Below are 19,343 nucleotides of genomic sequence, written 5' to 3'. Positions count from 1 at the left end.
CTCCTCTCAGGTGAATCGGCGGCGAAGTTCCGGCACGACCTGCTCGGCGAACAGGGTGACGGTCAGCCAGTCCACCGGCGGGCGGGCGCCGAGCACAAAGTCGGTGACGCCGAGCCGGACGTAGGGCACCAGGGCCTCCACGCACTGTTCGGGTGTGCCGAACACCAGGAACTCCGGCCATACCGGAGAGTCCGGCGGGTAGGAGCGCCGCAGCTCGGCCAGCCGCGCTGGTACCTCCGCGAGGTTCTCGGCCAGCAGCACCCGGAACGTCATCGAGTGCCGGATCTCCTCCGGCGCGCGCCGCACCTCGGCGCAGTGCCCGCGCAGGGACTCGCACCGGGCGCGGTACACCTCCTGCGGGGCGACCAGGCTGTTCCACACGTCGGCGTGCTCGGCGACCACCCGCAGCAGCCGCGGCCCGGCGCCGCCGATCACCAGCGGCACCCTGGCCTGCAACGGTGCCGGTCGCAGGTGGGCGTCGGTGAGCTGGACGTGCTTGCCCTGGAAGGAGAACCGCTCTCCCGACCACAGGCCGCGCAGCACGCGTGCGGTCTCATCCAGCAGTTGCAGGCGCTCTGCCGCCGAGGGCCACGGCAGACCGTACTGTTGGTAGGCTAAGTCCCCACCGCCCGAGCCGATACCCAGTTCCAGACGCCCGCCGCTGACGTGGTCGATGGTCGCGGCCGCCGCGGCGAGCATCGCCGGGTGCCGCCAGGCCACCGCCGAGACCAGCAGCGCGCACCGGACCCGGCTGGTGTGGGCGGCCAGTGCCGAGAGCAGGGTCGTGCTCTCGAAACACGGCCCGTCCGGCCCGCCCATCGGCGGTCGCAGGTGGTCGAACACCGAGCACCAGTCGTAGCCCAGTTCCTCGGCGCCCCGCCACAGCGCCAGGCACTCCTCGAACGCGTGGTTCTGCTGTCCTGAGTGGACACCGAAGCGCAGGCCGCGCTCAGTCGGCGGGGTCATCCGCTGCTCGGGGAGGACGCCGAGCGGACCGCGTCCGCCATGGTCCGGACGCTGCCGAAGGTCTCGGCGGTGACCAGGTCCGGCGGGAACTCCAAGCCGAAGCGCCGTTCCAGGGCGACCAGCAGGGCGACCGAACCCAGCGAGGTCAAGCCGACCTCGCTGAGTGGGGTGTCCACGCCGACGCCCGCGGCGCCGGGCAGTTCCCCGCGCACCAGCTCCATCACCTCTTCAGTGGTGGCGTCCACCGCTCACTCCTCGGGTCGAAGCGGACGCTGGGTTGCACGTCCTTGTCGGGCGGCGCGGTCATGGACCTTGGCCTCCTACTGATGGTGGTTGGAGTCAGCCGGTGACGAGGTCACCGAGGAAGGGGCGGCGGCCGAGTTCGTCAGCCACCGCTGCGGCCAGCAGCGGCGCGAAGACCGAGTGGACCAGTGGGGAGAACTCCTCGCGCGGCACCGTGGCCGTGGGCAGCACGGTCCCGGGCGCGAAGTCGGTGTCCTGGGCGCGGGTCACCGTCAGCACCCGTCGCCCGATGCCGCTCGCGCGCTGGGCCAGGGCCACCGCGCGGGCCCTGGTGGGGCCGGGCTGGGCGATCTGGATGATCGGCATGTCGGTGGGGCGGCAGAAACGCTCCACGTGCCACCACTCCTCGACATCCTGAGCGAAGCTGGGCGCCCCCGCGGCCTCGACGAGCTTGGCGGCCGCGAAGGAAGCGGTCCCGAACCCGGGGCCGGTTCCGAGCAGGAAGCGCACGGGCGCGGCGGCGATCTCCGCCGCGGCAGCCCGGCACACCGGGCGGACCAGTTCCGCGGTGTGGTCCACGGCGCGCCCGGTGTCGGCGAGTTCGCGGGTCAGTTCCCGTGCGGCCGCGCCGTCGATGGCGCCGCGCGCCTGCGCGAGGTGGACGGCAGCCACCAGGAGGGCGAGCAGGTTCGCCTGATGTGTGCGCACCCCGGGGCCGGGGCGCAGGCCGGGGAGTACGGGGATGACCAGGTGCTGCGCGGCCTGCGCCAGTGCGCTGTCGCGGTTGCCGGTCACCGCCAGCGTCGAGGCGCCCAGCGTGGCTGCCGCCGCCAGGGCCTCGACCACGCGTGGGCTGCTGCCGGACACCGAGATCCCGATCACCAGCGTGCGTGGGGTGATCCAGTCGGTGCCGGGGTAGTCGGCCAGCCGCTGGGCGCAGCGGGCTGTGCACCGCAACCGCGCCATGGAGGTGAAGGCCAACTCGGCCGCCATGCAGGCGTGCAGGGAATCGCCGTTGCCCGCCAGGACGACCTGGTCGGCCTCGGCCAGGCTGCTGAGCGCGCCGAACTGCTCGGCCAGGGCGGGCACGAGCTCACGCACGTCCGCGCCGAGCCGCCGCACCTGCTCCTCGATTGCCGCCGTGCCGGTCATGTCGCCTCCCCGTTCACCCGAGCGAGCGTGCGATGGCCGTGTACTCGCTGACGCGGCGCTGGTCGATCTCCCCGCCCCAGCCGCCGCTTTCCAGGCAGGAGCCCACGAACGCGCCGTCCGCGGCGGCCAGCAGGCGGGCGGCGTTGCCGTGGTCGCTGCCGCCGGCCAGGAACACCGGGACCTTCGGGGCCGCCTGCCGGATGGAGGCGATCATCGCCAGGACCGTTTCCTCCTCCGCGTGGCTGACGGCCACCGCGTCCGCACCGGCGGTGGCGGCGGCCCTGGCCACCTCGCCGACGGACCTGGTCCCGCCCAGCCACGAGTAGTGCATCGAGGCCACGTCGGCGACGATCCCGAGATGGCTGGCGTCCAGGGACCGCCGGTAGGACATCACCGCCAACGGGTTGGCCTGCACGATGCCCTGCGGTGTCTGGGTGGCGCCGACCAGGGCACCGACCCGGACGTAGGAGCCGCCGGCGACCGCGGCCACGGCCAGCGAGGCGGTCACCGCGTTGCGCATCATCTGCACACCGACCTGGAAGCCCGGGCCGGTTGCCTTGACGACCTCCGACACGATCAGCGCCATCGCCGCGGTCCTGGCCGGGTCGGACTCGTCGGCGGCGGTGTAGACGCGGTCCACCGTCTGCACCAGGCAGCCGTCCGCGCCGCCCTCGTGCAGCGCCCGCGCGGAGCGCACGGCGGTCTCGGTGATCCGGTCCAGGCTCCCCGCCTCGTGGAAGGGCGTACCGGGCAGCGGCTGTAGGTGGACCATGCCCAGGACCTGCTTGTGCCCGCTGCCCCAGTGGTGCTCAGGCATCGGCGGTTCCCGCCATCGAGCCCAGTGCCACGTGCAGCCGGTCCGCCGCCGCCGACAGCTCGTCCCAGGGCCGGGCGGTGGTCACGCGCGCCACGCCGCCGTTGAAGCAGAAGTTGAGGATGCCCGGGTACACCGCCACGCCGGTTTCCCGCAGCAGGTCGCGGAAGCAGAGGTAGCTGTCGTCCCACTCGGGGAAGGTGATCGCCGCGTTGATCGAGTAGGCGGGCACGGTCACCTCGGCCAGTTGGCCGAGCCGGTGGCAGGTCGCCGCGCGCAGCGTGGACAGCGCGTCCTCGCGCGTGTCCCGCTCCGTCAGGTAGGCGTGGAAGGCCCGGTTCAGCCGATCCGCGGTCAGCCCGTAGCTGGGCTCGAACTCGGCCAACTCGGCGATACCGGCGTCGGACAGGCCGGTGATCCGCCAGCGCTCCATCCTGGCCAGCACCTCGACCACGGTGTAGAGGAACGAGGGTGGCCCGCCGAACATGGTCGAGGCGTGCTCGTAGTACTCGTCGATGAAACCGCGGTCGGCCAGCATCCACCCGGTCTTCATGCCGGGCGCCGACCAGTTCTTCGACAGGCTCGACACCCGCACCACGTTGCGCGCCGCGCGGGCGACCGATCGCAGCCGCTCGGGCCCCAGCCATTCGTGGCACTCGTCGAGCACGATGGTCGTCGTCGGCGAGGCCGTGTTGATCAGCTGCGCGAGTTCCGCCTCGTCGACCAGCGCGCCGGTGGGATTCGCGGCGGTTTGCAGCAGCACCAAGGGGGTTTCCGGGGTCAGCGCGGCGATCAGCGGTTGCAGCGAGGTCCGCCCGGCGGTGCTCGGCAGCGGCACCAGACGCACGTCGCGGCGCCGGGCCACCGCCTCCACCAGCGGCGGGTAGTTGGGGATGCCGCACAGGGCCTGGCCCGCCGCCGCCGTGGTGCCGGAGAGCACGAAGTCCGCGAGCGTGCTGACGGTGAACGTGCCGCCGAGGGTGATCGCCACGTTGCGCTCGTCGTACACCGGGCGTTCCATCAACGCGTTCTCGTAGGCGGCGACGGCCTCGCGCGCGGGGATCCGGCCGCGCGAGTCGGAGTACCCGTACCAGTCTCGCCGCAACGCGAAACGCAAGCACTCCTTGAGGGTCTCGGGCAGCCCCCAGTGCTCCTCGTCGACCGAGCCGCTGGACAGCAGCAGCGCCCGCTGCTCGGCGAGATCGCCGTACAGGTCGTCCCGGAAGAACCAGTTGAACAGTTCCTTGACGAACCGCACGGTCGACCGGGAGGAGAGCACCTCCTCGGCGGTCACCTCCCGCCACAGCCGTGAACGCCGCCACTGCTCGGCCAGTTCGGGGCGCCGCGACCGCGTGCCGAGTTCGTGCTCGACCCGGCCCAGCCAGAGGTCGCGCAGTTCGAGTGGGTCCAGCGGGTTGCGGGCGCGGGCGACCACGTCGAGCAGCCTCGCGTCTACGTCCGGCAAGAACGTGCGCACGTCCTCGGCGACTGGGCGCGCGCACGCTGCCGCGGCACGGGCGTCCGGCTGCACCGTCGAGATGCGCCGCGCTCCTGCGAAATCCTGGAAAAGGCCCATGAATGACTTACCGTTTCTGCACGAGTCCGACGCGATCGCGTCAGCGGATTCGAAGGCGCTTGAGGTGGCGGGGGTTGCGGACCGAGACCAGTCCTGCGGTCCTGCCGTGGAAGTGGCGCGTGTTGTCGATGACCACCATCAGCCCGCGCCGCCAGTGCACGCCGGCCGCGCCGGGCGCGTACATGGCGGCCAGCAGGGCCCCGATGGCCGCGTTGACGGTCTCGGGGTCGTCGTCCTCGTCGTTGATCCAGTCCAGGCGGTCGCCGAGGAAGTCTCGGAAGGAGAACACGGGCTGGCTCGTACCGAGTCGCACGATCGTCTCCCCAGCGGGCAGGTGTGCGTACCGCGTGCGCGAGAGCACCTTCACCTGCTGGGCGGACAGTCGAGCGGCCACGTCGGCCATCGAGATCAGCACCGTCTGCGAGGAGGTTGGGTCGTCCCCGGGGTGGCAGCACATGAGCACGATGTAGCGGGGCTGCTCAGCGGCGATCCGGCCGCTGCCCTCGGAGTGCAACGACAGCGAGTTCTCAGCGAAAGGTTGCAGTGAGACGTCGTTGGTGTGGTGGTGCTTGCCCAGCAGGTTGAGGATCACCCCGTCAGTCACGAACGGCTGCACCGCAGGGTCGGTCTCCTCGGTGGCGGTGCCCAGGCCAGCGCCGAACTCGACGAAGTCGTTGTCGCTGAAGGGTTCGTCCAGCTGTACGGCCGCCACGCCGTGTGTGCTCAGGTCCGTGGCGACCAGGGCCAGCACTTCCTTCGGGCGCGGTGCGCACGCCCGAACCGCACCGCCCAGCGGCGAGGGCAGCACCTCTCCGGCGTCCAGCAACTTGTGCCGCCATGGCACGTGTTCGTGGTGGTCCTGCTCGGTGTAATGGTTGGTCCGCACAATGAACTCCACCCCTCCCGGCATCGGCCGGGAAGCAACTCATGGCGTGCACCCGGGAGTGCGTGGTCGTCAACGGTGCCAGCTGCTTCCTGCGTCCGGCCGGGTCCTGTCGCCGTGCACCGGGGAAAGCCACGAGCTCACGCCGCGAAGAACGGCAGCAGCTGGGAAACTTCCTTTGGTCGTCAAGATTTGACATCGAGACATTAGCTGCCGCGGGGTAACCGAGAGGTAACTGTTGTCCTCGGGGATTAGGTCGTGGGCGAGTGGGATCGCGATTACCGTCCAACGCGGGCGTGCGCTGTAACCTGAAGTCGAGTGCTACTCATTCGAGGTGTGTCGGACAAGCCACCGCGGTGCGAAAACGAAAAGGACGGGTGAGACATGGACGGTCGTGCCGCGTTGACCGAGGCCGCAGTGCGGGATCGCCTGAGCTCATGCCTCGCCGAGCTGCTGCTCATGGAGAGGGTACCGGACGACTTCGACCTGATCTCGAACGGAAGTCTCAACTCCTCCATGTTCCTGGCGCTGCTCGTCGAACTGGAGGAAAGGTTCGACATACAGATCTCAGGCACTGACATGAACCCCGAGAACTTCCAGACCCTGGATCGCATGACCCAGTTCGTCTGCGCGAAGCGAACGGAAAGCTGACGTGGGCGAGCCCTTCTCGGTCACGGGCTGCACCCCGGCCGACTACGCCGACATCGCCGACATCCAGGAGGGACTGTTGGCGGGCGGTCGGGACGGCAACCTGGCGTACCTCAAGTGGAAGTACGGTGCGAACCCCTATCTGGACGACAGGTACACCGTGCTGGCCAGGTCGGGTGGAGCCGGTGGCGGCGACCTGATCGGAATGGTCGGGGTCTTCGGCTCGTGCTGGGAGGCTGGCGGGCAGCGCTTCGTCCTGCCCTGCCTCACCGACACCATCGTGGCCCCCGAGTACCGCAACAGCTCGGCCTTCCACGACATGGTCGACACGGTGCTGGAGCTGCTGCGCCGGGATGGCGTGCCGTGGCTGCTGGACTTCGGCGACCAGGGCACGATCCCCTCGATGCTCGTCCGTGGGTGGCGGATGGTCGGCCCGTGGGCCCAGTCCGCGCTCACCAGGCCGGAGGGCTTCCGGCCTCCCGCCGCGTGGGAGGAGGTCCCGCCGAGCAGCGGCGCCAACTCCGGGGTCCTGCTGCGGGCCACGCCCGGCGCGGACCTCGATGCCATGGTCGCGGTTGCCCGCGGCGTGCCCCAGGACGGGCGCGTGCGAGTCGTGCGCGACAGGGCCTACTTCACTTGGCGCGCGGCCAATCCGCTGGCCCGGTACTACTACCTGGTCGCGGGCGGGGAGGAGCCCCAGGGCTACCTGGTCGCGCACCGCTCCGGGGTCGACACCGACGAGGGCCCCACGCCGACCACGATCGTCGAATGCGAGGCCAGGACCGACGAGGTGTTCGCCGACCTGGTCCTGGCCGCGCACGAACGCCTCCCTGGCAGGCGGGTCGTCATGGGGACCAGGGACGTGTGCCGGGCCGGGCTCGACGTGCTCACCAGTCTGGGAGCCGACATCGTCCAGCCCACGGGACGGTTCACCCGTGACCGCCCGCTGCCCAACCTCATCATCCGGGACACGGGCACGGCCGGTGTCCCTGCGGAGTTGGCGGGGCTGCTCGAACCCGAGGTGTGGGATTTCCGCGGTGTGACCGGCAGGGGATGGCGCTGAGCGCGACCGCGTCCCGACCAATCCGCCACCGGACGACAACGAGGGGTAACTGATGGTTGGCCAGCAAGCGGGCGAATTCTTCGGCGCCACCCTGATCGGGGAGACGCGCACACTGCTCGCGCCCTCGGTGGTGCACCTGATCCAGTGGTACGCCCGCACCACCCCGGACGCCCCGGCGCTGCACTGCGGCGACACCGTGACCACCTACCGCCAGCTGTGGGCGCGCAGCACGGCCGTCGCGCAGCTGCTGCGGGAACTGGACGTGCAGCCCGGCGAGGTCATCGGAGTGGTCGCCCACCGCAACGCCGAGACCGTGGCCGCGATGGTCGCCGTCATGGCGCTCCGCGCGACCTACCTGCCGGTCGACCCGAGCAACCCGGTCGAGCGGGTGCGCGTCATCCTTGAGCAGGCCAAGCCCCGGGTCGTGCTCTGGGACGGGACCGGCGACCCCGGCTGCACACTGGGTTTCCCCTCGGTGGACACCTCGCAGGCACCCGATCTGCCCGAGGGGGCCGACCCCGGCTGGCCGCTGCCCCACCAGGTGCCCGGCCTCGACGACGTGGCCTACATCGTGTTCACCTCCGGCACCGCGGGCGTGCCCAAGGGGGTCATGGTCGAACACCGTTCCCTGGTCAACTACATCGGCTGGGCCGAATCCCTCGCCCTGCCCGGCGCGGGCGGCGCCGCCTGCCCGGTGTTCGGCAGCCTCGGGTTCGACCTCGCCCTCACCACGCTGTGGGTGCCGCTGGGGCACGGGCGCGCCATCGTCATGATCGACAGGTCCTGGGACTACGCCGCGCTGTTCGCCGAGCGCCCCACTCCGTACGACTTCGTCAAGGCCACGCCCAGCCACGTCCGGCTGTTCGAGCGGATGCTGCGGCCCTCCTACCAGTCGGTGATCAAGACGCTCATGATCGGCGGCGAGCCGCTGGAACCGGCCATGCTGGCCACCATGGCCGACCGGCTCAACGGCGTGCAGGTGGTCAATCACTACGGCCCGACGGAAGCCACGATCGGCTGCTGCGCCCACAAGTTCCTGGTGTCCCAGCTGCCCAGGACGCCGACCGTGCCGATCGGCCGCCCGGCGTGGAACACCGCGGCCTACGTCGTGGACGAGGGCGGCAACCCGGTCAAGCGTGGCGAGCCGGGTGAGCTGATCATCAGCGGTTTCGGCATCGCGCGGGGGTACCTCAACGGCGACGGCGGGCGCTTCCTGCACGCGGCCGAGTTCGGCGGAAAGGCATACCAGACCGGCGATATCGTCGAGGTCCTCCCAGAGGGGGTCCTGCTGCACCTCGGGCGCCGGGACAGCCAGCTGAAGATCAACGGGTACCGGTTCGAGCTGGCCGAGCTGTGTGACTACGCGCTGGCGCTGCCGCAGGTGGTCGACGCCGCCTTCGACATCATCCGCGGCGGCACGCTGGACGTGGTGGAGGCGTTCGTGGTGTTCGACGAGCACGCCCCGGCCGCACCGCCCTCGGAGTTGGAGATGCGCTCACGGCTGGCTTCGTTCCTGCCGACCGAGCTGGTGCCCAAGCGGGTGCACGCGGTGCCCGAGATCAAGGTCGACGCCAACGGCAAGCGTGACCTGCGCGCCACCAGGGCGCTGCTCGACGCGTTCGGCGCCAGCTCGCAGTCGGCAGGGGAGCGGCCGTGATGTCGGACCCGGTACCCACCCAACACCGTCCGGCTCCCCGAAGGAAGTGATCGAATGTGCGGCATCACCGGATGGGTGGCCTTCCACCGCGATCTCAGTCGAGAGCAGGGCGCACTGGAGGCGATGACCGGGACCATGGCCAACCGGGGCCCGGACGCCTCGGGGACCTGGGTGGACCGGCAGGGCGGCCACGCCGCCCTCGGGCACCGCCGACTGGCCGTGGTGGACGTCGAGGGCGGTGTCCAACCGATGGCCGTGGACACCCCGACCGGGACCGTGGCGATGGTCTACAGCGGGGAGGTCTACAACTACACCGAGCTGCGCGAGGAACTGCGCAGGCGCGGGCACACCTTCCGTACCGCCAGCGACACCGAGGTCGTGCTGCACGGCTACCTCGAATGGGGACGGGCCGTCGCCGAACACCTCAACGGCATGTACGCCTTCGCCGTGTGGGACGCCCGTGCTGCCGCGCTGGTGATGGTGCGCGACCGCATGGGCGTCAAGCCGCTCTACTACTACCCGACCGACGACGGCGTCCTGTTCGGCTCCGAACCCAAGGCGATCCTGGCCAATCCGTTGGCAGCGCCCGTGGTCGACCTCGACAGCCTGCGCGAGCTGTTCGGGTTCATCAAGAACCCGGGACACGCCGTGTGGGCGGGTATGCGTGAGGTCAAGCCTGGCACCGTGACCACAGTGGACGTCAACGGGATCCACGAGGCCACCTACTGGTCGCTCCCGGTCATCGAGCACGGCGACGGGCAGGACGCCACGGTCGCCCACGTGCGCGAGCTCCTGGAGGACATCGTGGCCCGGCAGTTGGTCTCGGACGTGCCGCGCGGGGCACTGCTGTCCGGCGGGCTGGACTCCAGCGCCATCACGGCGCTGTCCGCCGAGCACCTGGCCGTCGCGGGGGAGAAGCTGCACAGCTTCGCCGTCGACTTCACCGGGCAGGGCGAGAACTTCGCCCCGGACGCCGAACGCCACACCCACGACATGCCGTTCGCGCACGAGGTGGCGGCCCGCGCCGACACGGTGCACACCGACATGGTCCTGGACTCGGGTTCGCTCGCGGTACCCGGGATCCGGCGTGCGGTGATCACCGCGCGGGACGTTCCTGCCGGGACCGGGGACACCGATACCTCGCTGTACCAGTTGTTCCGCGAGATCCAGCAGCACGTCACGGTCGCGCTGTCCGGGGAGAGCGCGGACGAACTGTTCGGCGGCTACCGCTGGCACCACGAGCTCCGCCTCGAGGAGGCCGCGACGTTCCCGTGGATCGCGTTCAGCGGCCACCACCACGGCCGGGACGGCCACGTGCTGCGCCCCGAGCTGCGTGCCGCGCTCGACGTGCAGGGCTACGTCCGCGACCACTACGCCACCGCCGTGGCCGAGGTCGAACACCTGCCCGGCGATGACGAGCAGGCCCGCCGCAGGCGGGTGGTCAACCACCTCGGGCTGACCCGGTTCCTCCGCATGATGCTCGACCGCAAGGACCGGCTGAGCATGGCGGTGGGCCTGGAGGTCCGCGTGCCGTTCTGCGACCACCGCCTGGTCGAGTACGTCTACAACGCGCCGTGGTCGATGAAGACCTTCGACGGCAGGGAGAAGAGCTTGCTGCGGGCCGCGGTCCGGGACGTGGTGCCCGCCTCGGTGGTGCAGCGGGTCAAGAGCGCCTACCCCTCCGTGCAGGCCCCCGACTACCTGGCGGCGGTGCGCGGGCAGGCGGCGCGCCTGCTGCACGAGCGGGACCACCCCGTGTTCGAACTGGTCCACCGGCTATGGCTGCGCGCCGCGGTCGAGGCGGACCCCGGCCAGGTCGACGTCACCACGCGGTCCGGCCTGGAGCGCTGCCTGAACCTGGCCGAGTGGCTGGAGGTCTACCGACCGCGGCTCAGCCTCTCCTGACCACCGCGGCCCGGCAATGTCCGGTCCGAATGGTCGGCGTTGATCGCATTGGCGATTCACCCCAACGGCATTGCACTTTTGTGCACCCATTGTCGGGTAATCACCCAGGAAGGCGTGACAGAGGCCGGTAATCGGCAAGCAATCGGCGAGCTGGATTACCGTGCGATGAGAGCATCGGGAGTCGTCACTGTACATCGATTAACCGGTGTCGTACGATCGATTACAGCCCGGATTTCTGGTGGACTCCCACGGCCCGGAGCAGTTCCTTGTGCTATACGACCAGCGCTCGGTCGAGTCGCCGTTCATTGCCGGAGTCAGGTCCGGAAACACTGAGGAAAAGGATTTGTCGATGGATGCCATGAACCCTGCCATGAAGCACGCGCCGGATGAGGAGAACGAGGTCCAGGACCTCATCGGTTTCCGTGACCCGGCGCAGAACCGGGTCATCCCGGTGGCGCAGTTCCCGGCCGACATCGCCTTCGCGGTCGTCGACCGGCTGGCGTCGGTGGTGCGCGAGGCGCACAAGTCCGCGGAAGCCACCACCGCCGACGACGAGGGCATCGTCCGCGCCCAGACGTTCGAGGAGGGCGACGTCTACATGCTGGCGAGCCCGTTCGACGGGTACTTCGCCGACCGGTACCTGATGGACTTCTACGACGTCGAGGAGCGGGACATCTGTTCCCGGATGCACCTGCACACCGGACTGCGCTTCGTGCGCATGATGACCGGTCCCGGCACCCGCATCCGCGTGTCCAGCCTGTCGCCGTTCATCGTCTCCGACGTGCGCGGGGTGACGCCGTTCTCCCCGGACACCTTCGAGGACGATCTGCCCGGTACTCCGGAGGGGCACCAGCGCACGCGGTACAACCTGATCGTGCCGGAGAACTCCTGGGTGGACATGCAGATCCCGCGCGGGACCTCGCACCAGTTCAACGCGATCGGCCCGAACGCGGTCATCGACTCGGTGCATCCCGAGGAGTCCATCGAGGTGTTTCGCGAGAGCATGCGGAACTACAAGATGATGGCCCAGACCATCTTCCTGGCCGAGGAGAAGCAGGGCGCCGAGACCTGCGCCGCCCTGCCGCAGTGAGCGGAGGCAGAGGGACCCGGGGCCCGGAGCCGTCAAGCGAACGGATGTGCCCGGATTCCGGCCCCGGTCCGGGCGCTCTCGCATGGTCACACCCTGCTCAGCTCGATCCCCAGCGACGAACTTGCGGGTCTTCTCGATACCAGCAGGTCTGCTTCGGTCCCGCCGAGACGGGTGCGGCACCCCTTCGCCTGTGACGGGGGTGGGTGCGGCGCTCCTACCCCGGTGGCCCCGCGCCGCGCCTACCGTGGCCGCATGGATGACTCAGCCGCGAAGCCGCTTGCGGACTTCCTGCGGGCTCGGCGGCAGCAGGTGTCCCCAGAGCAGCACGGTCTCGCGCCCGGACCGGACCGGCAGGTGCCGGGGCTGCGCCGGGACGAGGTGGCGATGCTGGCCGGGATCAGCACCGACTACTACGTCCGCCTGGAGCAGGGGCGCGAGCGGAGCCTCTCGCAATCCGTGCTGGACGGGCTGGCGACCGCGCTGCTGCTGGACCGCACCGCCGCCCGCCACCTGCGCATGCTCGCCACGGGTGAGCCGGCCGACGAGGGGGAACCAGACCCGTCGCGGCTTTCCGCGGTGCGCGTGCTGCTCGGCGCGCTGACGGTACCGGCGCTGCTGGTGAACCGGCGGCTGGACGTCGTGGCCGCGAACACGTTCGGCACACGGCTGCACGCCGGCCTTCAGCACCGCGAGAACTACGCGCGCATGGTGTTCCTGTCCCCGGGCGCGCGGGAGTTCTTCACCGAATGGCCGGAGCTTGCCGAATGCGTCGTCGCCTCCCTGCGCGCCGCCACGGGCACGCCCGGGCTCGCGGACCTGGTCGGCGAACTCGCCGTGGCCAGCGCGGAGTTCAGCACCGCATGGGCCCGGCACGGGCTGTACGAGAAGGCGCTGGACCACAAGCTGTTGCGGCACCCGGTGGCCGGATCGCTGACCTTCGACCAGCACGTGCTGGAACTGCCGCGAACCGGCGGGCACCGGATCTGGGCCTACTACCCGGCCGACGAGGCGACCTCGGCCGCGCTGGGGCGCCTGGCCGGATACGCGGACCATTCCTGAGACGAGAGGACCTCATGTACGCCATCACCGGAGCGAGCGGACGGACCGGCCGGTCCGCCGCGCTGCACCTGCTGGAGCGCGGGCACGCCGTACGTGTCATCGGACGCAGCGCCGAACGGCTCGCCGACCTGGCCGACCGCGGTGCCGAGGTCCGCGAGGCCGATCAGACCGACCCGGACCGAATGACCGCCGCACTGCGCGGCGCGACGGCGGCCTACGCCGTGGTGCAGCCGAACTACCTGCCCGAGCATCCCGATTTCGGCGCGTTCCAGGACGCGGTGTCCGCCTCGCTGGCGCAGGCGGTGGCGGACTCCGGCGTGCCGCGGGTGGTCGGGCTGAGCAGCTGGGGCGGGGCGCACGCCACCGGTGTCGGGCCGGTGGCCGGGCTGCACCGGTTCGAGGAGCGGCTCAGGGCCGTACCGGCTGTGCGGGTGCACCTGCTGCGGCCCGGCTACTTCATGGAGAACCTGCTGGGCTTCGCCGACCAGGTGCGTGCCGAGCGGCGGATCTCCGCCCCTTTCGACCCGGACGTGCCGTTGCCGCTGATCACCACTGGTGACGTCGGCGTCGCGGCGGCTGAGGAACTGGTGAAAGGCGACGGCCCGCCGGTGCGCGAGCTGCACGGCCCGCGGGACGTGCCGATGTCCGAGGTGGTCGCCGTGCTCGGCGCGTTGCTCGGCCAGCCTGTGGCCTACGAGCGGATCGAGGTCGCCGAGTTCCACACGCGGCTGCTCGCGGCGGGCATCGCCGGCAACGTCGCGGCGATGATGGCCGAGGTCCCGGCCGCGATGAACTCCCGGCACCTGCGGACTGAGCAGCCGCGGAGCGCGGAGACGACGACGCCGACCTCGCTCGAGGAGTTCCTCCGCGCGGAATTCCTGCCGCTGCTGGGTGCGATGCCAGCGACCTGACAACTGGTTGCAGAACGACTGGGGCAGTTTGCGGTAGCAGATCAAGAGGCAGGCCAGCCGGGGGAGACCGTGGTGGATGCCGGCACGATGCGGCAGCGCGTGCCGGTTCGCGCGCAGCGTGGCCCGCACCGCCGACGGCCGGGCCTGGGTGTGTTACGAGGGCCCGCCGACCGCGAACGGCATGTCCGGCACGCATCACGTGGAGGCCCGGGTGTTCAAGGACATCCTGCCCCGCTACCGCACGATGAAGGGCTACTCGGTGCCGCGCCGGGCCGGCTGGGACTGCCACGGCCTGCCGGTGGAGCTGGCGGTCGAGAATGAGTTGGGGCTCAACGGCGAGCTGGACATCGAACGGGTCGGGGTGGCCGAGTTCAACGCCCGCTGCCGGGAGTCGGTGCTGCGGCATGTCGGCGAGTTCGAGACGCTGACCGAGCGGATGGGCTATTGGACCGACCTGGCCGACGCGTACACCCGATGTCGCCGGAGTACGTGGACAGCGTCTGGTGGGCGCTGCGGCAGATCCACCTCGCCCGGACGTGACGAAGTGGGCGGCCCCGTGCGCGCGGGGCCGCCTTCACATGCTGGAACCTCAGGCGGTGGAGGGGGCGACGCGGTTGCGGGTGGCCCAGTTGACGGCGGGGCCGATGGCGAGGCCGGCCAGCACGAAGACGCCGCCGAGCAACAGCCAGCCGGGGGTGCCCCACTGGATCAGCAGGAACACCAGCACGGTCGGCGCGACCATCACCGACGCCGCGTAGCCGGTGAAGAAGAAGCCCTGGTACTGGCCCTGGCTGTCGGCGGGCGCGAGCTCGTAGCTGATGGTCCACCCGGCGGCGGAGACGACCATCTCGCCCCAGACGTGCACGACCCCGGCGGCGACCAGCACGATGCCGGCGACCACGGCGTCCCCTGTGGACGATGCCGCGAACAGCACGCAGGCAGCACACAGGATCAGCCCGGCGAGCCGGGAAGCGCGCACCCCGGTGGTCATGTCGTGCACCCTGGTCGCGACGCGGACCTGGAACAGCACCACGCTGATCGTGTTCACCACGAACAGCACCGTGACCATCGCGACGGGCGCGTGGGTGTGGTTGATGATCCACAGCGGCACGATCACCTCCAGCAGCACGGTGTGCAGTGAGAGGAGGCCGCTCAGCGCGGTGAACACGGCGAACGGGGCGTCCCGCAGCACGGCGAGCTTCGGGGCGCCGGCCGGCTTCGGTGGGGCCGGCGGCACGGACGGCAGCCCGCGCAGCACAAGAGCCGAGGCGAAGAAGCTCAACGTGTCCAGCACGAGCACGGCGGAGAAGGCCCACGTGGTGCCGATCTGCAACGCCACACCGGCCAGCAGCGCGCCGACCGCGACACCGAGGTTGTTCACGGACCGGATCACGGCCCGTGTCCGCACCAGCTGATCGCCCTCCAGCAGGCCGGCGATCAGCGCCTGCAGGGCCGCCCGCGATCCGCGTTCGGACACCACGAACACCGAGGCGATCAGCACGAACGCCGGAAAGCCGCGCACCAGCAGGTAGCCGGCGGCGGCCACACCGTTCAGCGCCACCAGTGCCGCGGCGACCTCGCGCGGCCCGCGCCGGTCGGCCAGGTGCCCGAGCGGCACGCCGGCCAGCAGCCCGACCGCGCCAGCGACGGTCAGGCCCAGCGCGAGCGTGGTCGGTGTGAGCCCGCCGACCTGGGTGAAGTACAGAGCCGAGCACGTCATGAACGCGCCGTTGCCGGCGGTCATCAGCAGGCTGGCCAGCGCCAGCCGGCGCGGCGGCCCCGGCGGCACTGGAAATCGTTTCAGCATACCCCGAAAGGTAACAGATTCCGGTAATTGACCGGTCATTCCTGCACAATTCCGTCGGCGACCAAAGAATTACCGTTCTGATTCGGCGAGGAGCTTCCGGCTATGGGGTATCCGAATGGCGGCTCGGGCGGCGTGCCGGCGCGGCCGAATTTCCCCGACATCGAGCTTGAGGTGCTCGACCACTGGCGGGCCGGCGACGTGTTCGCGAAGTCGGTTCGGCTGGATCACCCACGGCCTGCCGGCCGAGCTGGACGCCGAACGGCAGTTGGGAATCACCACCAAGTCCGACATCGATCGGATGGGCATCAAGGAGTTCAACGAGGTCTGCCGCGGCACGGTGATGCGCTACACCGAGAGCGTGCTGTGGGCGTTCAAGACACTGTGGGACAAGGGACTCATCTACCAGGGGCACTCGATAGCCTGGTACTGCGCGCACTGTGAGACGCCCCTGGCCAACAACGAGAGCAACGGCCGGATGTACGGCGGCGACACGCTCCGCGAGGTCGCAGGCATCGCGGTCGTCGTCACCGTGCGGCTGGACACCGGTGAGCTGCTCCGGGTCGCGACCGAGCACCCGTGGGCGCTGCCCGGCATGGTCGCCGTGGCCGTCCACCCCGACGGCGAGTACGAGCTGGAATCCGGCCGGAAGGTGACCGGCGCGCTGCGACTCCACCCTTGTGCAGCAGGCGATCCCGTACCACGACCGCGCCATCGTCGGGCTTGATCGACCGCCGTGCTGGCATCTGACGCGGCCACCTGTCGCTCGCAACTCCCGCGTCAGCTCCGCCGAGCTGACTCCCCGGGCGAACCGCTCAGCGGCCACCAGCCGTACCCGTTCTCGTCGCTGCCGATCCGCGGTGCTTGCAGCCGCCACCCGAGGCATACTCCGACGATCACAGGCTGTCAGCGACCAGCTGAACGACACGAGTTGAAGACCACTAGCCAGGAGGCTCCAGCTGACGACTCACGGCACTGGGCATTCTTCACAGGCGGTATCACCCAATAGAACCGACGATGTTGGAGCAATGCCGTGATTGTCGCCGAATTACCGGGCGGTTGCCGGGCGATGACCGGGCGACCGCAAGGCCGCTGCTAGTGTGGTTCCACACTGAATTATTCCCTTGGTCGGGACTATCGTGGACTCCACTGGGTACGCCCGATTTTGGCCGGTACACCGGACACGGATGACCAGTACCGCCGCGTATGGCCGTCGCGCACCAGCGCCCCGCCGCGCGATCCAGGCCAACCTCGGCGACGAACAGGATGGTGAGATTCTTGGGGCACACTCCGCGAGCGGCAGCCGACGGGCCGGGCGCGCAGGTACGCACCACTTTCAATCCCTCGCCCATCGGTCCGCCCAGCATCGGGCTGATCCGGGCGGCAGTGTACAACTGGGCCTTTGCCCGCCATCACGGCGGGCGGTTCGTGTTGCGCATCGAGGACACCGACCTGGACAGAAGGCAGGCCGAGTACTACCAGCCACTGCTGGACGTCCTGCGTTGGCTTGGCCTGGACTGGGACGAGGGCCCGGAAGTGGGCGGCCCGCACGGGCCGTACCGGCAGAGCCAGCGCCGCGAGATCCACCTCGACGTCGCCCGGCTGTTGCTGGCCGCAGGCGAGCTGTACGAGTCGTTCTCCACACCCGAGGAGATCGAGGAGCGCAACCGCAAGGCGGGCCGGCACCCCCGCCTGGGCTACGACAACGCAGACCGCGACCTCGCCGAGCGGCAGAAGGCCGCCTTCCGCTCCGAGGGGCGCGTGCCGGTGTTGCGGCTGCGCATGCCTTCGACCGAGGCCGTGTTCGACGACCTCGTCCGCGGCCAGATCGTGTTCCGGCCCAACAACACATCCGATCCGGTTATGGTACGTGCCAACGGCGATCCGACGTTCGCACTGGCCAATCCGGTGGACGACGCGTTGATGGGCATCACCCACAGCCTGCGCGGCGATGACCTTCTCGCCTTGATACCCCGACAGTTGGCGGCGTACGCCGCGCTCAGGCGGATCGGTGTCGCCCAGTTCACCCCCCGCTTTGGCCACATCTCCTCGGCGGTCGACGATGAGGGGCGCAGGTTGAGCAGGGCGGTCCCGGCGGCCCACGTGTTGAGCTACCGCGACCAGGGGTTCCTACCCGCCGCGATGGTCAACTACCTGGCCTGCATGGGCTGGTCGCACCCGAGCGCGGGCGAAATCTTCTCGATGGCCGAACTGGTCGAAGCGTTCGCCCCACACCGGATCAGACCCCGACCGGTCAGACTGGACACGAAAAAGGCGCTCTCGATCAACGCCGCCCACCTGCACGCGCTCGACCCGGAACGGTTCGCCGCCGCACTGCTGTCGTTCGCCGCCGGGACCGGCGTGCTGCCCGCGCAACCCACCGCGGACCAGCGAGAACTGCTGCTGCGCGCCGTGCCCCTTGTCCGCGACCGGGTCAAGACTCTGGGCGAGGCGGCCGACGCTATCGCGTTTCTGTTCCAGCCGGACGAATCCTTCGCACCACAGGCCGGCGTGCGGGCGCTCGAACTGGACCGGCCCGCGCTGCGGGCCGCCGCCGACGTGCTGACGGGGCTTGCGGACTGGACGCAGGATGCGCTACAGGTCCAGTTGAAGCAGGGCCTGGGCGAGGACGTCGCTTTCACCCGCTCCGCATTCGCTGCGCTGCGTCTGGCCGTCACCGGGCGCCTGGTGACCCTGCCGCTCTACGAGTCACTGGCGCTGCTGGGCAAGGACAGCAGCCTGCGACGGATCGAGTACACCCTCGCGTCCACCTGGCAGTCAGGAGGAGAGAGACGACATGTTGTAGTAGCGCCGGATGGGTCGCCTTCGACCCGTTGTGGGTGAGCACGCGCTGGACGGCAATTCCGTTGCAAGTGAAGAAGACCTGAGCACGCTGCCGCCTGCCGCCATAAGGATGAGACGGGCACCTGGTTCGCGGCCGGCATCGTGCTGGAGCCCGGTGAGTACGAGGAGCGGGTGGTGGCTGACGGTGCGGACGCGGTGACCGCGTTGCCGGATGGCACCGGATTGTTGTTGCTGGACACCGTTGTCGCCAAGCAGCTCGCCGACGAGGGGTTCGCCCGCGACCTGGTTCGTGTCGTGCGGCAGGCCCGCAAGGCCGCCGGGTTCGACGTGGGCGAGCCAGCTTCGCTGATGGTTGAGCTGGACGGAGAGCACCTAGCGCGGATGCGTGCGCACCGCGACCTGGTGCTGGCCGAGACCTCCGTGGAGCGGCTGGAGTTCGGCCCGGTGCCGGACGGCTTCGCTGGCCGGATCGGCGACGGCGCTGCCGTCCGGGTCGGCCTCACCAAGGTCGGGAGCGCGACCTGACCCGGCTGGAGGTGCTCGTCGGCGAGCAGGCGGCGCGGACGTCGGATGCGATCGCGGTGGTGGACGGGGACCGCGCGGTGACCTACCGCGAGCTCGGCCTCGCCGCCAACCGCACGGCGGACGTGCCGCCGACCGGCTGTTGACGGCCCGGTTTTCCTTACCTGGTAACGGTGTTCGGCCACGCCGGAGTGGCGGTGCAGGTACTTTGCTGTTCCAGCAACAATTATTGTCCCGGTGTTGGG

At 70.1% G+C, this 19,343-nt stretch carries 18 protein-coding genes and 1 pseudogene; 12 read left to right on the top strand and 7 right to left on the bottom strand.

What is annotated here, in order from left to right:
• Positions 1-6: 6 nt before the first annotated feature.
• The 6 genes from KALB_RS27980 to KALB_RS27955 form a co-directional block, all read right to left on the bottom strand.
• Positions 7-966, bottom strand: coding sequence for an LLM class flavin-dependent oxidoreductase (locus tag KALB_RS27980; RefSeq protein WP_025358993.1), 960 nt, complete (start codon positions 964-966; stop codon positions 7-9).
• A complete protein-coding gene (locus KALB_RS27975; protein ID WP_025358992.1) occupies positions 963-1,211 on the bottom strand; it encodes a phosphopantetheine-binding protein in 249 nt (82 codons plus the stop codon). Before KALB_RS27975 ends, KALB_RS27980 begins: the two co-directional genes overlap by 4 nt.
• A gap of 94 nt (positions 1,212-1,305) precedes the next feature.
• Positions 1,306-2,361: an SIS domain-containing protein gene (locus KALB_RS27970; RefSeq protein ID WP_025358991.1), complete on the bottom strand. Its 1,056-nt coding sequence runs from the start codon at positions 2,359-2,361 to the stop codon at positions 1,306-1,308.
• Between the two features lie 13 nt (positions 2,362-2,374).
• A complete protein-coding gene (locus KALB_RS27965) occupies positions 2,375-3,178 on the bottom strand; it encodes a BtpA/SgcQ family protein (protein ID WP_025358990.1) in 804 nt (267 codons plus the stop codon).
• Positions 3,171-4,652: a pyridoxal phosphate-dependent aminotransferase gene (locus tag KALB_RS27960; protein WP_025358989.1), complete on the bottom strand. Its 1,482-nt coding sequence runs from the start codon at positions 4,650-4,652 to the stop codon at positions 3,171-3,173. Before KALB_RS27960 ends, KALB_RS27965 begins: the two co-directional genes overlap by 8 nt.
• 139 nt (positions 4,653-4,791) lie before the next feature.
• Entirely contained in the window at positions 4,792-5,637 is an 846-nt protein-coding gene (locus tag KALB_RS27955; RefSeq protein WP_158510835.1) for a TauD/TfdA family dioxygenase, read from the bottom strand.
• 381 nt (positions 5,638-6,018) lie between these two features.
• Here KALB_RS27955 and KALB_RS27950 point away from each other — a divergent pair, with 381 nt between their 5' ends.
• The 8 genes and pseudogenes from KALB_RS27950 to KALB_RS45805 all read left to right on the top strand — a co-directional run.
• Positions 6,019-6,285, top strand: a complete 267-nt coding sequence (locus tag KALB_RS27950) for an acyl carrier protein (protein WP_025358987.1) — start codon at positions 6,019-6,021, stop codon at positions 6,283-6,285.
• A gap of 1 nt (position 6,286) precedes the next feature.
• The gene (locus KALB_RS27945) at positions 6,287-7,345 is read left to right on the top strand and encodes a GNAT family N-acetyltransferase (RefSeq protein WP_025358986.1); all 1,059 of its coding nucleotides are present in this window, start codon (positions 6,287-6,289) and stop codon (positions 7,343-7,345) included.
• A gap of 52 nt (positions 7,346-7,397) precedes the next feature.
• Positions 7,398-9,002: an amino acid adenylation domain-containing protein gene (locus tag KALB_RS27940; protein ID WP_025358985.1), complete on the top strand. Its 1,605-nt coding sequence runs from the start codon at positions 7,398-7,400 to the stop codon at positions 9,000-9,002.
• A 54-nt stretch (positions 9,003-9,056) separates the two neighbouring features.
• Positions 9,057-10,907, top strand: a complete 1,851-nt coding sequence (gene asnB / locus KALB_RS27935) for an asparagine synthase (glutamine-hydrolyzing) (protein WP_025358984.1) — start codon at positions 9,057-9,059, stop codon at positions 10,905-10,907.
• A 370-nt stretch (positions 10,908-11,277) separates the two neighbouring features.
• Positions 11,278-11,997: a hypothetical protein gene (locus KALB_RS27930; RefSeq protein WP_025358983.1), complete on the top strand. Its 720-nt coding sequence runs from the start codon at positions 11,278-11,280 to the stop codon at positions 11,995-11,997.
• Positions 11,998-12,249: 252 nt separating this feature from the next.
• Complete coding sequence (locus KALB_RS27925; RefSeq protein WP_025358982.1) at positions 12,250-13,056, top strand: helix-turn-helix domain-containing protein; 807 nt, start codon at positions 12,250-12,252, stop codon at positions 13,054-13,056.
• A 14-nt stretch (positions 13,057-13,070) separates the two neighbouring features.
• Positions 13,071-13,967, top strand: a complete 897-nt coding sequence (locus tag KALB_RS27920; protein ID WP_025358981.1) for an NmrA family NAD(P)-binding protein — start codon at positions 13,071-13,073, stop codon at positions 13,965-13,967.
• Positions 13,968-14,043: 76 nt separating this feature from the next.
• Positions 14,044-14,379 (top strand): annotated as a pseudogene (locus KALB_RS45805) (class I tRNA ligase family protein); the annotation flags it as partial.
• A 177-nt stretch (positions 14,380-14,556) separates the two neighbouring features.
• Here KALB_RS45805 and KALB_RS27915 read toward each other — a convergent pair.
• Positions 14,557-15,774 carry an MFS transporter gene (locus KALB_RS27915; protein ID WP_025358980.1) on the bottom strand — a complete coding sequence of 406 codons (1,218 nt, stop codon included), beginning with the start codon at positions 15,772-15,774 and terminating at the stop codon, positions 14,557-14,559.
• A 115-nt stretch (positions 15,775-15,889) separates the two neighbouring features.
• On the opposite strand from KALB_RS27915, the gene KALB_RS27910 reads away from it, so the two are divergent.
• The 4 genes from KALB_RS27910 (at position 15,890) to KALB_RS49965 (ending at position 19,244) form a co-directional block, all read left to right on the top strand.
• Positions 15,890-16,498, top strand: a complete 609-nt coding sequence (locus tag KALB_RS27910; RefSeq protein ID WP_081789554.1) for a class I tRNA ligase family protein — start codon at positions 15,890-15,892, stop codon at positions 16,496-16,498.
• 551 nt (positions 16,499-17,049) lie between these two features.
• On the top strand, positions 17,050-18,615 hold the full coding sequence (gene gltX, locus KALB_RS27905; protein ID WP_236650045.1) for a glutamate--tRNA ligase: 1,566 nt from the start codon (positions 17,050-17,052) through the stop codon (positions 18,613-18,615).
• Between the two features lie 135 nt (positions 18,616-18,750).
• On the top strand, positions 18,751-19,101 hold the full coding sequence (locus KALB_RS27900) for a DUF5915 domain-containing protein (protein WP_148309692.1): 351 nt from the start codon (positions 18,751-18,753) through the stop codon (positions 19,099-19,101).
• A gap of 11 nt (positions 19,102-19,112) precedes the next feature.
• Positions 19,113-19,244: a hypothetical protein gene (locus KALB_RS49965; protein ID WP_268872224.1), complete on the top strand. Its 132-nt coding sequence runs from the start codon at positions 19,113-19,115 to the stop codon at positions 19,242-19,244.
• The last annotated feature ends 99 nt before the right edge of the window (positions 19,245-19,343 follow it).

Origin of the sequence: Kutzneria viridogrisea DSM 43870 (genome assembly GCF_000525635.1) — a bacterium.
Taxonomy (GTDB): Bacteria; Actinomycetota; Actinomycetes; order Mycobacteriales; family Pseudonocardiaceae; genus Kutzneria; species Kutzneria viridogrisea.
Note: the sequence above shows the minus strand (reverse complement) of the source record. Positions and strands in the feature narration are given on the sequence as shown.